General features: G+C 59.7%; 10 protein-coding genes. 5 read left to right on the forward strand and 5 right to left on the reverse strand.

What is annotated here, in order from left to right:
- Positions 1–72 precede the first annotated feature (72 nt).
- Positions 73–549 carry a transcription elongation factor GreA gene (greA, locus tag AC5YUO_RS11595; RefSeq protein WP_003522847.1) on the reverse strand — a complete coding sequence of 159 codons (477 nt, stop codon included), beginning with the start codon at positions 547–549 and terminating at the stop codon, positions 73–75.
- A gap of 221 nt (positions 550–770) precedes the next feature.
- Between greA and AC5YUO_RS11600 the strand changes: the two genes are divergently transcribed.
- The 3 genes from AC5YUO_RS11600 to AC5YUO_RS11610 all read left to right on the forward strand — a co-directional run bounded on the left by AC5YUO_RS11600 (position 771) and on the right by AC5YUO_RS11610 (position 4,743).
- The gene (locus AC5YUO_RS11600; protein ID WP_496153397.1) at positions 771–2,003 is read left to right on the forward strand and encodes a putative DNA modification/repair radical SAM protein; all 1,233 of its coding nucleotides are present in this window, start codon (positions 771–773) and stop codon (positions 2,001–2,003) included.
- Positions 2,003–3,451, forward strand: a complete 1,449-nt coding sequence (locus AC5YUO_RS11605) for a UdgX family uracil-DNA binding protein (RefSeq protein ID WP_496153398.1) — start codon at positions 2,003–2,005, stop codon at positions 3,449–3,451. Before AC5YUO_RS11600 ends, AC5YUO_RS11605 begins: the two co-directional genes overlap by 1 nt.
- Before the next feature lie 152 nt (positions 3,452–3,603).
- Positions 3,604–4,743 carry a GGDEF domain-containing protein gene (locus tag AC5YUO_RS11610; RefSeq protein WP_496153399.1) on the forward strand — a complete coding sequence of 380 codons (1,140 nt, stop codon included), beginning with the start codon at positions 3,604–3,606 and terminating at the stop codon, positions 4,741–4,743.
- A 275-nt stretch (positions 4,744–5,018) separates the two neighbouring features.
- Here the strand turns inward: AC5YUO_RS11610 and AC5YUO_RS11615 are convergent, their stop codons facing one another.
- The 3 genes from AC5YUO_RS11615 to AC5YUO_RS11625 form a co-directional block, all read right to left on the reverse strand.
- On the reverse strand, positions 5,019–5,927 hold the full coding sequence (locus AC5YUO_RS11615) for an SPFH domain-containing protein (RefSeq protein ID WP_496153400.1): 909 nt from the start codon (positions 5,925–5,927) through the stop codon (positions 5,019–5,021).
- A gap of 147 nt (positions 5,928–6,074) precedes the next feature.
- Complete coding sequence (gene carB, locus AC5YUO_RS11620; protein ID WP_496153401.1) at positions 6,075–9,563, reverse strand: carbamoyl-phosphate synthase large subunit; 3,489 nt, start codon at positions 9,561–9,563, stop codon at positions 6,075–6,077.
- Between the two features lie 157 nt (positions 9,564–9,720).
- Entirely contained in the window at positions 9,721–10,554 is an 834-nt protein-coding gene (locus AC5YUO_RS11625) for a LytTR family DNA-binding domain-containing protein (protein ID WP_496153402.1), read from the reverse strand.
- An 85-nt stretch (positions 10,555–10,639) separates the two neighbouring features.
- Between AC5YUO_RS11625 and AC5YUO_RS11630 the strand changes: the two genes are divergently transcribed.
- Positions 10,640–11,128 (forward strand): DUF2306 domain-containing protein, encoded by a 489-nt coding sequence (locus tag AC5YUO_RS11630; protein ID WP_496153403.1) that lies wholly within the window; start codon positions 10,640–10,642, stop codon positions 11,126–11,128.
- 99 nt (positions 11,129–11,227) lie between these two features.
- On the forward strand, positions 11,228–12,160 hold the full coding sequence (gene ypfJ / locus AC5YUO_RS11635; protein WP_400813233.1) for a KPN_02809 family neutral zinc metallopeptidase: 933 nt from the start codon (positions 11,228–11,230) through the stop codon (positions 12,158–12,160).
- A 38-nt stretch (positions 12,161–12,198) separates the two neighbouring features.
- Here ypfJ and AC5YUO_RS11640 read toward each other — a convergent pair whose 3' ends face one another.
- A complete protein-coding gene (locus AC5YUO_RS11640; RefSeq protein ID WP_400813234.1) occupies positions 12,199–12,678 on the reverse strand; it encodes a DUF2938 domain-containing protein in 480 nt (159 codons plus the stop codon).
- Between the last annotated feature and the right edge of the window lie 203 nt (positions 12,679–12,881).

A 12,881-nucleotide genomic window follows, 5' to 3' on the forward strand; every position in this document is an offset into this window, starting at 1 on the left:
GCGGCTAATTTGGGGGGCAATACGTCAAGAAGCAATGCGCCCGCGTAGGGGCGCATTGCGCGTTGGAGCTTATCAGCCCCACTGAACCGCGAGAATCTCGTAGCCCTTGGCGCCGCCGGGCGCATTGACTTCGATGCTGTCGCCGACTTCCTTGCCGATAAGGGCGCGGGCAATGGGCGAGGAGATGGAAATGCGGCCGGCCTTCACATCGGCTTCCTGGTCGCCGACGATCTGATAGGTCTTTTCCTCGTCGCTGTCTTCATCGACCAGCTTGACGGTGGCGCCGAACTTGATCTTCGAGCCCGACATCTTGGAAAGATCGATGACTTCCGCGCGCGCGGTCAGGTCTTCGAGTTCGGTGATGCGGCCTTCATTGTGGCTCTGGGCTTCCTTGGCAGCATGGTACTCGGCGTTTTCCGAAAGGTCGCCATGGGCGCGCGCTTCGGCAATCGCCTCGATGATACGGGGGCGTTCCTCCTGCTGGCGCCAGCGCAGCTCCTCCTGCAGCTTGACGAATCCACCCTGAGTCATCGGTACTTTTTCTACCATTTTTTTATCCTTCGCATTCCGGTCGCTTTACTTGCAGACACAAAAAGAAACAGGTTCCGGAGGGGAACTCCGGAACCATGCCAAAATCATAACTGAGCCGACTATATCAGAAGACGACAGCGAAATGCCAGCAAATTTGAGGAAGGCATATTCCCGGGTCTATTCATAGACTTAAGCAATATGATTGACATTTTTCAATGGAACATATAGTGAACATAATTATGAAGAAGTCAATCAGGCAACGGCTGGCCATTCTCTCCGACGCGGCGAAATACGACGCCTCCTGCGCATCGAGCGGCACGACAAAACGCAACTCCGCAGCGTCAGGCGGTCTGGGTTCCACGGAAGGGTCGGGCATCTGCCATGCCTATGCGCCGGACGGGCGCTGTATTTCGCTGTTGAAAATCCTGCTCACCAATTTCTGTATCTATGATTGCGCCTATTGCATCAACCGCTCCTCCAGCAATGTCGAGCGGGCGCGGTTCACGCCGGAAGAGGTGGTTTGGCTGACGCTGGAATTTTACCGGCGCAACTATATCGAGGGGCTGTTCCTGTCTTCCGGCATCATCCGCTCCTCCGATCATACGATGGAAGAGATGGTGCGCGTGGCGCGGGAGTTGCGCGTTACCCATGGTTTTCGCGGTTATATCCACCTGAAATCCATTCCCGAAGCATCGCCCAGGCTTATCGAGGAGGCGGGGCTTTACGCGGATCGCCTTTCGATCAATATCGAATTGCCAACCGATAGCGGCATTGGCCGCTTTGCGCCGGAAAAGCAGCCCGCCAATATTCGCCGTTCCATGGCCGATATCCGTCTGAAGATCGAGGAGGCAGGGGAGCCGACCGTCAGGACAAGAAAGACCAGACGCTTTGCGCCGGCCGGCCAGAGCACGCAGATGATCGTTGGTGCTGACGGCGCTGACGATAGCACCATTCTCTCCACCAGCGCCCGGCTTTATGGCAGTTACGGTTTGCGGCGCGTCTATTATTCGGCCTTCAGCCCCATTCCTGATTCTTCGAAGAACCTGCCGCTCATCAAGCCGCCGCTGATGCGGGAACACAGGCTTTACCAGGCGGACTGGCTTTACCGCTTTTACGGTTTCGACATTGGCGAGATAACCGCGATCGGCGGCGACGGCATGCTTGATCTCGATATCGACCCGAAGCTCGCCTGCGCGCTGAAACATCGCGAGCGTTTCCCGGTGGACGTCAATGCGGCGGATCGGGAAATGCTGTTGCGCGTGCCCGGTTTCGGCACCAAGACGGTGGCCTCTGTTCTGTCGTCGCGGCGGTTCCGGCGGCTGCGGCTGGAGGATATTGCCCGTTTTGGTGTGTCCCTGAAAAAGGTGAAGGCTTTCATCGTCGCCGAGGGCTGGACGCCGGGCAAGCTGACCGAACGGCCGGATCTGCGGGCGATGTTTGCGCCGCAGCCCGAACAATTATCGCTGTTTTGATGTATGGCCCGGTGCTGGAAGGGCGGGGCGATTTCGGCGAGTGGCGCGATGCCGCGCGCGCGGCCCTTGCCGCCGATATTCGGCCGGAGATGATTGACTGGCGGTCGCGGGATGACGGGGCAGGGCTGCTGGATTTCGCCGGTGCGCCGTTGCCGAGGGTCGATGCCGGCAATGGGCAGATTTCCGTTCCGGCCTCGTTCGTGGCGCTGGCGCAGGCTATCATCTGCCACAGCGATCCCGGCCGTTTCGCATTGCTTTACCGGTTGCTGTGGCGGCTGAAGCGGGACCGCGCCCTGCTGCAGTTCAAGTCCGATCCGGATGTTGCGGAGGCCCGCCTGCTTGAGAAGTCGGTGCGCCGCGACTGTCACAAGATGACGGCCTTCGTTCGTTTTAAGGAATTGCCGCTGCCGCAGGAGCAGGGTGGGCGACGGCGGTTCGTGGCATGGTTCGAGCCGGATCATTTCATCGTCGAGCGCACAGCAGCGTTTTTCCAGCGGCGGTTTACCGATATGGACTGGCTGATCGCCACGCCCAAAGGGTCTGCCCGATGGGATGGAAGCGAGCTGCAGACGTCACGGGAGGCGGCGGCGAAGCCTGATCTGACGGATGAGACGGATGAACTCTGGCGGACCTATTACGCCAATATATTCAATCCGGCCCGCCTCAAGGTCAAAGCCATGACCGCCGAGATGCCGAAGAAATACTGGAAGAACCTGCCGGAAGCCGATCTCATTCCCGAGCTCATTCTCGGCGCGGAGGCGCGGGTGCTGGAAATGGCCGCGAGGGCGGCAAGCCAGCCGCAACCCTTTCACCATCGCCTGCAGGCGGCGGCCGCTGCCCGGGAGATGCCGCAACCGGCGGCGGACGGCACGCTCGCGTCGCTGGCGCGGCAGGCTGGCCATTGCACCCGCTGTTCCTTGCATTGCAGCGCCACGCAGACGGTTTTCGGTTCGGGGCCTGAAGATGCGGATGTCATGATCGTCGGTGAGCAGCCGGGTGATCACGAAGATCTCGCCGGAAAGCCTTTTGTCGGTCCGGCCGGCCAGCTTTTCGACCGGACTCTTGCTGACATCGGTATCGAACGCAAAAGACTTTACGTCACCAATGCGGTCAAGCATTTCAAATATGAAACACGCGGCAAACGGCGCATTCATCAGCGGCCGAATGCAGGCGAGGTGGAGCAATGCCGCTGGTGGCTCAATCAGGAAATCGCGCTCGTCCGGCCGAAGCTGATCGTTGCCATGGGCGCAACTGCACTTTATGCGCTGACCGGCGAGAAGGGAAAGCTCTCGGAGGTCAGGGGTCGTCCCATACCGATGGAGGAGGGCCGAACGCTTTTTGTGACCGTGCACCCCTCCTATCTCCTGCGCCTTGCCGATGAGCGGGTGAAAGAGGCGGAAGTGATGCGGTTCGTTGAGGATATGAAGTTTATTAGAATATTCGAATAGATTTCGATGTGTGTATCGGAGATTTATTGAGAAATTTGAACCATAACTTGCAGTAGTATCGCTTAACGATTGGTTTTCCTTTATTTTTATTGAAATTTTATACTTGCTACTATAATTGTTGTCTTCAAATTTATTGACCGTATGGACAAATCATGTTGGGCGAACTCGACCTTGCGACAGTCATACTGATGCAAAAATGTTCTTACATCGTTGGGCTTTTGAGTTTCATCTACCTGAAAATGACCAATCGCGGCCTGTGGGGCCCTGTCCCGCTTGCCGCGGGTTTTGCGTCGATGACGATCGGCTCCACGCTTGCCGGTTACGGGGAATGGGGAATAGTGTCGTCGGCCTTATGGCAGCTCGGCAGTGTCGTTTTCGGTATAGTGGGTTATGGGTTGATCTGGCTCGGCTTGAAGACGCTGAGCGATGGACGCTCCGTCGGCCGGCGAACCATATCCCTCGTCTGTCTTATTGCCATGTTGGCGATGGTTGTTGCGCTACAGGTGGCAGACAATAATGCGTTTCGCGCGGCGCTCTTCAATGGCTGCGCGGCGCTGGCCTATCTCGCCGGAGCGTCGGTGCTTTTCGCCGGATGGCGCAGGGAGCCGCTGCTTTCGCGCCTGGCGTTGGGTGCGATTACCGGCGTCTCCGGTCTCATTTCGCTGTCGGTGATGAAAAGCGTGCTTTTCCCGGATTACGCCACCATCAATCTGGTCAACGCGTTTTTCTTCATCATCATGCTGAACTTCGCTATCGCCCTGTTTGTGATGATGTTCGTGGCCGAGCGGTCGGAGCGGAAATTGCTGGTTCTTGCAAATACCGATCCGTTGACCGGGGTGAAGAACCGGCGGTTCTTCTTCCAGACCATGCCTGCGACGCCCGATCCCGCCGATGCGGCCATGTTGCTGGATATCGATCACTTCAAGTCGATCAACGATCGTTTCGGCCACGCCGTCGGCGATAGCGTGCTGCAGGAAGTGGCGAAACGCATCGGTGGCAGCATCCGCGGTGGAGATGTGCTGGCGCGTTACGGTGGTGAGGAATTCATCATTTACCTGCCGGGCGCCGGGGCTCGCAAGGCCTGCATGATCGGCGAACGCATTCGCGATGCGGTCGCTGTTACGGAAGTGGATTGCGGTGGTCTGCGGGTCGGCGTGACCATCAGCATCGGCGTTGCCGCCACTGGCGATGTGCGCTGCGATCTCCAGACGCTTGCGGAAATGGCGGATCGGGCGCTTTACCGCGCGAAAACCGAAGGGCGCAATTGCGTTCGTGAGGCGCTGGCAGCATAGGGCAGGGCTGCAGCGGGGCATCGATCTCTGACGATATCAGCACTGCTTTGCCTTTAAAGGCAAAGCGTCAGATGCTCTCTGGCTCACCTTAAGGTTCCCGCGCGTCATTCGCCGCAGCGCGATGGTGCAGGGCTTCTTTTAGCAGAATCTCGATCTGGGCATTGATGCTGCGCAATTCACCGCTCGCGGTGTGCCGGATCGTGTTCAATATTGCGGGTTCGATCCGGAGTGGAAAAGCGACCCGCTCCGGTCCCGGTGGACGTCCAGCCATCTGTTCAGCCCTGCAGGGTGCCGGTGTTGATCACCGGGGTTGCGTCCTTGTCACCCACAAGCACGATCAGCATGTTGGAGACCATGGCGGCCTGACGTGCATCATCGATTTCGATGCTCCTGTCTTTCAGACCCGTCAGCGCCTCCTTGACGAGTTCCACCGCGCCCTTGACGATGGTGCGGCGGGCGGCAACGATGGCGTTTGCCTGCTGTCTTCGCAGCATGGCGCTGGCGATTTCCGGCGCGTAGGCAAGATGGGTGATGCGGGCATCCGTCACCTCTATGCCGGCGCGGGCAAAGCGGCCGCGCAACTCGCCGATCAGACTTTCGGTGATTTCTTCACCGCCGTCACGCAACGAGACAATATCGGCGCTGACTGTCGCATCATCCCTCATGTCCTGCCAATGGTCGTAGGGGTGGCTGCTGGCGATTTTCCGCAGGGCGGTTTCCGACTGCATGGCCACATAGGTCCTGTAGTCATCGACTTCCAGCAGCGCCTTTGCAGCGTCGAAGACGTGCCAGACGATAGCCGCGCCGATCTCTATCGGATTGCCGGACGCGTCGTTGACCTTGATGGTTTCGATGTGGTGGGTCTGAAGCCGCCGCGAGACGCGCCGCTTGGCGAAAAACGGGTTCGCCCAGCGCAGGCCGGTTCTGTCATCCGTGCCGGCATAATCGCCGAACAGAATGAGGACCGCGCTTTCATTCGGCTGAAGCACGTAGATGCCGATCAGGGCGAGCAGAAAGGCGACCAGGAAAACAAGGCCGGTGACCAGTTTGGCGATAAAGGCGGTACCCTGCTGAAATTCACCGGTAAAGGCGGCAGCGAGCGCCAGAAAGCCAATGATCAGGCTCGCAAATGCCAACGCCAGCGGAACATAGCCGCCGATCGCTGCGGATGGTTTATCGGTCATGGAAAGGGACATCATGGGCCTCGCATGGGAATGATGCCTTTTTGATACCGGAAACGCATTGCAGCGGGATTACGCAAAATAAAACGCCGCGGACATGGTGATCCGCGGCGTTCTGTTTTCAATCCTGCGGTTTTTCCCGCAGAACGCTTAGTTGAAGTAGCTCTGCAGCGGCTTCACTTCCAGATTACCGGCCTTCAGCGCCTTGATGGCGAGGGCTGCTGCTTCCGCACCGGCCATCGTCGTGTAGTAGGGCACCTTCTGCATCAGCGTCGCGCGGCGCAGCGATTTCGAGTCCGAAATCGCCTTGTTGCTATCAGTGGTGTTGATGACGAGCTGGACCTGACGGTTGCGGATGGCGTCTTCGATATGCGGACGGCCTTCCTGCACCTTGTTGATCTTTTCGGCGTTGATGCCCTGTTCGGCGAGGAAACGCTGGGTGCCGCCGGTTGCCAGCACCTTGAAGCCGCTTTCCACGAGAATGCGGATGGCGGAAAGCACACCTTCCTTGTCCTCGTCACGCACCGAAACGAACACCGTGCCGGAGCGCGGCAGATCGACGCCGGCGCCGAGCTGGCTCTTGGCGAAGGCGAGCGCGAAATCCGTGTCGAGGCCGATGACTTCGCCGGTCGAGCGCATTTCCGGCCCAAGCAGGATGTCGACGCCGGGGAAGCGCGCGAAGGGGAAGACGGCTTCCTTGACGGCGATGTGCTTCAGGTTGCGCGGATCGGGCTTTTCGCCATAGGCGGCAATCGCTGTATTGAGCTTTTCGCCGGCCATGACGCGAGCGGCGATCTTGGCAATCGGCGCGCCGATGGTCTTGGCGACGAAAGGCACGGTGCGCGAAGCGCGCGGGTTGACTTCGAGAACGTAGATCGTGCCGTCCTTGATGGCATATTGCACATTCATCAGGCCGCCGACATTCAGCGCTTTTGCAAGAGCCGTCGTCTGGCGTTCCAGCTCATCGAGGGTTTCCTTGCTCAATGAACGCGACGGCAGCGAGCAGGCCGAGTCGCCTGAATGGATACCGGCTTCTTCGATATGCTCCATGATGCCTGACACGAAGACGTTTTCGCCATCGCACAGCGCATCGACGTCGACTTCGACGGCGTTGGTCAAGTAGCTGTCGAACAGCAGCGGGTTCTTGCCGAGCAGGGTGTTGATCTGGCCGGTCTTGTCGTTGGGGTAACGCTGCTTGATGTCTTCGGGTACGAGGCCCGGAACAGTATCGAGCAGATAGGTCTGGAGCTGACCTTCCGAATGGATGATCTGCATGGCGCGGCCACCCAGAACGTAGGACGGGCGAACGACCAGCGGGAAGCCGATTTCAGACGCGACGAGGCGAGCCTGCTCGACCGAATAGGCGATGCCGTTGTTCGGCTGGGCGAGATCCAGCTTCATCAGCAGCTTCTGGAAGCGGTCGCGATCTTCGGCAAGGTCGATCATGTCAGGCGCGGTGCCGAGGATCGGGATACCGTTCTTTTCCAGCGCTTCGGCGAGCTTCAGCGGCGTCTGGCCGCCGAACTGCACGATGACGCCGACCAGCTCGCCCTTTTCCTGCTCGGCGCGCATGATTTCGATCACGTCTTCGGCCGTCAGCGGCTCGAAATAGAGGCGGTCGGAGGTGTCGTAGTCGGTGGAGACGGTTTCCGGGTTGCAGTTGATCATGATTGCTTCGAAGCCGGCATCCTTCAGCGCGAAGGCGGCGTGGCAGCAGCAATAATCGAACTCGATGCCCTGGCCGATACGGTTCGGACCGCCGCCGAGAATGACGACCTTCTTGCGGTCGGAAACCTGCGCTTCCGAGCGGGCGGCGCCCACGAAGGGAATTTCATAGGTCGAATACATGTAAGCGGTCGGCGAAGCGAATTCGGCCGCGCAGGTGTCGATACGCTTGAAGACCGGGCGGACGTTCAGGCTGTTGCGCAGTTCGGCCACTTCCTTCGGGCGCTTGGACGTCAGGCTGGCGAGGCGGGCGTCGGAGAAGCCCATGGCTTTGAGCATGCGCAGGTTTTCGGCATCCTGCGGCAGGCCGTGCTCGCGGATGCGGGCTTCCATGTCGACGATGGCCTTGAACTGGGCGATGAACCACGGATCGATCTTCGAGTTTTCGTGGACTTCCTCTTCGGTCATGCCCATGCGCAGCGCCTGTGCAACCATGCGCAGGCGGTCCGGCGTCGGCGTGCCGATAGCGGCGCGGATGGCGTTCTTGGAACCTTCGCCTTCCTCGTAACCGGGGATTTCGATTTCATCGAGACCGGTAAGGCCGGTTTCCATGCCGCGCAGCGCCTTCTGCAGCGATTCGGCGAAGGTGCGGCCGATGGCCATGACTTCACCGACCGACTTCATGGCGGTGGTGAGGATCGGCGACGCGCCCGGGAATTTCTCGAAGGCGAAACGCGGGATCTTGGTGACGACGTAGTCGATGGACGGTTCGAAGGAAGCAGGTGTCGCACCGCCGGTGATGTCGTTTTCCAGCTCGTCCAGCGTGTAACCGATGGCGAGCTTGGCGGCGATCTTGGCGATGGGGAAGCCGGTCGCCTTCGATGCCAGCGCGGACGAGCGCGAGACGCGCGGGTTCATTTCGATGACGACGAGGCGGCCATCCTTCGGGTTGACGGCGAACTGCACGTTCGAGCCGCCGGTTTCCACGCCGATCTCACGCAGCACCGCAATCGAGGCGTTGCGCATGATCTGGTATTCCTTGTCCGTGAGCGTCAGCGCCGGCGCGACGGTGATGGAATCGCCGGTGTGGACGCCCATCGGGTCGATATTTTCGATGGAGCAGATGATGATGCAATTGTCCGCGGTGTCGCGGACCACTTCCATCTCATATTCCTTCCAGCCGAGAACCGATTCTTCAACCAGAACTTCCGTCGTCGGCGAGGCGTCGAGACCGCCCGAGACAATGTCGAAGAATTCCGAGCGGTTATAGGCAATGCCGCCGCCGGTGCCGCCAAGCGTAAACGACGGGCGGATGATGGCGGGCAGGCCGACATGGTCGATGGCCTGGGCGGCAATCGCCATGGCATGGGCCATGTAACGCTGCTTGCGGTCGGTCTCGCCGAGGTTCCACTGGTTTTCGAGGTCGTCCAGCGCCTTGTCGAGTTCAGGACCGGAAAGCTTGCCCTTCAGCTCGGTGCGGGCGATCTCGTGCTTCTTGCGGTCGGCATCCTTGATTTCGGTGGCGTTGGCGAGCATCGACTTCGGGGTTTCAAGGCCAATGCGGGCCATCGCCTCGCGGAACAGGGCGCGATCTTCCGCCATGTCGATGGCTTCGGGCTTCGCGCCGATCATTTCGACATTGTAACGGTCGAGAACGCCCATGCGCTTGAGAGAAAGCGCGGTGTTGAGCGCGGTCTGGCCGCCCATGGTCGGCAGAAGCGCGTCCGGGCGCTCCTTGGCGATGATCTTGGCCACGACTTCAGGGGTGATCGGCTCGACGTAAGTGGCGTCGGCAAGGCCTGGATCGGTCATGATCGTCGCCGGGTTGGAGTTGACCAGAATGACCCGGTAACCTTCTTCCTTCAGCGCCTTGCAAGCCTGCGTGCCGGAATAGTCGAATTCACATGCCTGACCGATAACGATCGGTCCCGCGCCGATGATGAGGATGGACTTGATATCTTGGCGCTTCGGCATGGCTCTCTCGTTCCGCTTTTTGGTTGCGCAAAACACCGGCCAGGGTGGAAGATCACCGGCCGGGGAGCGCAATTCAAATGTTTTCAGGCTAGAAGCGGCTTATAGGCAAATGTTTTTGAGAACGGAACCCCATAAATTCCGGAATCGACAGAAACTCTTAACGGGTGTGGGCAGGTGTGGCGAAACGGGCCTGAACGGCGGCGTTACGCGAGCGGCTGACGGGAATTTCCGTGCCGTCATGGGTCACGATATAAAAACGGCCCGCCGCTTTTCGCAATGAGATCACATTGGCGTGGGCGACCCAATGGGAGCGGTGTACCTGCAGGCCGGGCGTGTCGCCGATTTCGCGCAGCGCATCGACAAAACGCAGCAGAACGAGCTGACGCCCGCGGGTGGTGACGATTTCGGTGTAATGGTCCTGCACCGACAGCCGCAGCAGATCGCCGCGCTTTTGCGGCGGCAGCCTATTCAATATGGCCGGCGGTTCTTTGGTGGATGCGGGCGGCGGTTCGGCAGACGACGGCTCGGCGGGCGGCGGCTCGGGCATGTCGGGAGCGCGTGGATAACCGGTCGTCAGACAGCTGAGGAAACAGAAAATGATGCAGAGCGGCAGGGCGGCAAATGCGTTGGTGATCACCGAGGCGGCATCGACCGGCTTTGCGAAAAATACGTGGTTGGCGAGGCCGATGACCGCGCCGATGGGCATGGCGGCGAAAACCGAGCCGATCAGCATGCGGATGAGCGGGGCGGAAAAAAACCTCACCAGCGCGGCATTGGCGAAAGCGGAAAGGCAGGTGGTGATGATCCAGCCTGCGCCCTGCACGAGCGTCCAGTAGACGAGGCGCGGCCAGAAACTCATCTTCTCGCCGGTGCCGTAAGGGCCGGTCAGAATGAAGAGGGCGAGTATGGCGAGAAAGGTGCTCCAGAGCCGGCGGGAACGCGCCATGGCCTGCAATTGGCGAAGCGTGGATTGCACCGCGGTGTCGTTCACGAAAATCTCCCGCCGTTTGCGCCAGAGTGCTTGAGCCGAAGCCTGTTTGGCTGAAATTGCGGCCGAGTTCAACCGGGTGAGAAACATGTCTCTGCAACCCCTTCTCGAAGCGTCTCCGGCCATTCAGTTGCACGTGGCGACCGTCGTGCCCGCCGCCATCATTGGCGCAGTCGTCCTGTTTTTTCCGAAGGGCACGCCCCTTCACCGCCTGCTGGGCAAAATCTGGGTCGTGTTGATGATCGTCACGTCCTTTTCGTCATTCTTCATCCATCAATTGAGGGTGTTTTACGGGTTCAGCCCGATCCACATCCTCTCCGCGCTGACAATTTACGGCTGCCTGCAATCGGTCTATTTCGCGCGCAAAGGCCAGATCAAACACCATATGCGGATCATGCAGGGCATTTATCTCGGCGGTATCGTGATTGCCGGCGGCTTCACCTTCCTTCCCGACCGCATCATGTACGAAGTCGTTTTCGGCAATGGCGCGGCGGATATTTTGACGCTGTTGGCCGGCGCGCTCATCCTTGTCCTCCTGTTTTTGACCGTGGTGCGGCAAAGGCGGCGCACCGCGTGAAGGCTGCTGCTTTTCTCGATCAGCTTCCTTCCGGAACAAGATGTATTATAGTGCCGTTATAAGGCAGCTTGTTAAGGCGATATCCGCCGGGAGAATAGCATGGAATGGAGAGGGCGCCGCCAGTCGGACAATATCGAGGACCGGCGTGGCATGTCGGCGGGATCGGGACCAGGCGGTAGTGATCCTTTTTCCCGTGGCGGAATGCGCGTGCCGATCGGGCGGCGCGGTGGTGGCATCGGGATTGGCGGCATTCTGGTCATCCTGCTGATAAGCTGGGTGCTCGGCATCAACCCGCTGACGCTGCTTTCGGGCGGCGATATTTCACTGGATGGCGGTGGCACGACGCAGCAATCCGGCGGCCAGCAGGCGGGCACGCGTCCGCAAGGTCAGTCGTCGGACGAGACGACGGCTTTCGTGCGCACCGTGCTGGCAGAGACGGAAGATACATGGAGCGGCATTTTCCAGTCCGCCGGCGAGACCTATCAGAAGCCGACGCTGGTTCTGTTCTCCGGCCAAGTGTCTTCCGCCTGCGGTTATGCCTCGGCTGCCAGCGGCCCGTTTTATTGCCCGGGTGACCGGAAGGTCTATCTCGACACCAGCTTCTTCAAGGAACTGGACCAGCGTTTCGGTGCGGCCGGCGATTTCGCGCAGGCTTACGTGATTGCGCATGAGGTGGGCCACCACATCCAGAACCTCACCGGCGTTCTGCCGGAGTTCAACCGCCGCCGTCAGTCGATGAGCCAGACGGATGCGAACAAGATGTCCGTGCGTGTCGAGCTCCAGGCGGATTGTTATGCCGGTATCTGGGGCAAGTTTACCGAACAGAAGGGCATTCTCGAAACCGGTGACCTCGAGGAAGCGCTGAATGCCGCCCACCAGATCGGCGACGATACGCTGCAGAAGCAGACACAGGGCTATGTGGTGCCTGACAGTTTCAACCACGGCACATCCGCACAGCGCATGGAATGGTTCAAGCGCGGTTTCCAGAGCGGCCGTGTCGAGGATTGCGATACATTCTCGGCGAATATCTGAGAACCGGACAGGAAAGGGGCTTTCAGCCCCCTTTTCATTTAGCGTATCAAAAGCGCCACGGCATACATGCCGAGTGCGAAGACCGTATGGGCCACAAGGTTTAGAAAGCGGACCTTTGTGGGGTTCGGCGTCTTCGATGCCGCCCAGCCGATGCCCAGCCCCGGCTGCAGCAGGAACCAGCCCGCACCGACCGTTATGATGCCGACGATCCACGGCTCGATGAAGGAGGGATTGGCAAACCATGCGGCCGGAACCACCAGCGCGAGAATGACGCCATAAAGAATGCCGACGGCGTAATGCGAAATCCAGCCGAGCGCCAGTTCATATTCATAGGGTTCAGCCGTGGCGATGCTGTCGTGGAATATCCGGCCCTTCGGCACATGCCAGAACCAGCGGCCGACCGGCGCCCAGTTTGGCGCCGACTGGCCGAAGAACCGGTGCAGCACGATTGCCCATATATCCATAAATACGGTGCCGCCAATGCCCATGGCAATGCCGCGCCAAATCACTTCCAGCATGAATCCCTCCGCACGATCATGATCGATCAAGCTCTAGCGGATTGGGTCGATGGCGGGAACCGGCTATTGTCGGCATGACAAATAAAAATGGCCGGATTGCTCCGGCCATGAGTGTGAGAAACGAGGAAGCCGCAAAACCTCTCCTCCGTCATGCCGGCCCCCGGAACAAGCCCGAGGATGATCCGGCATCCAGTCGCGGCGCG

It is taken from the genome of Agrobacterium sp. LEGMi-208b (assembly GCF_059511785.1).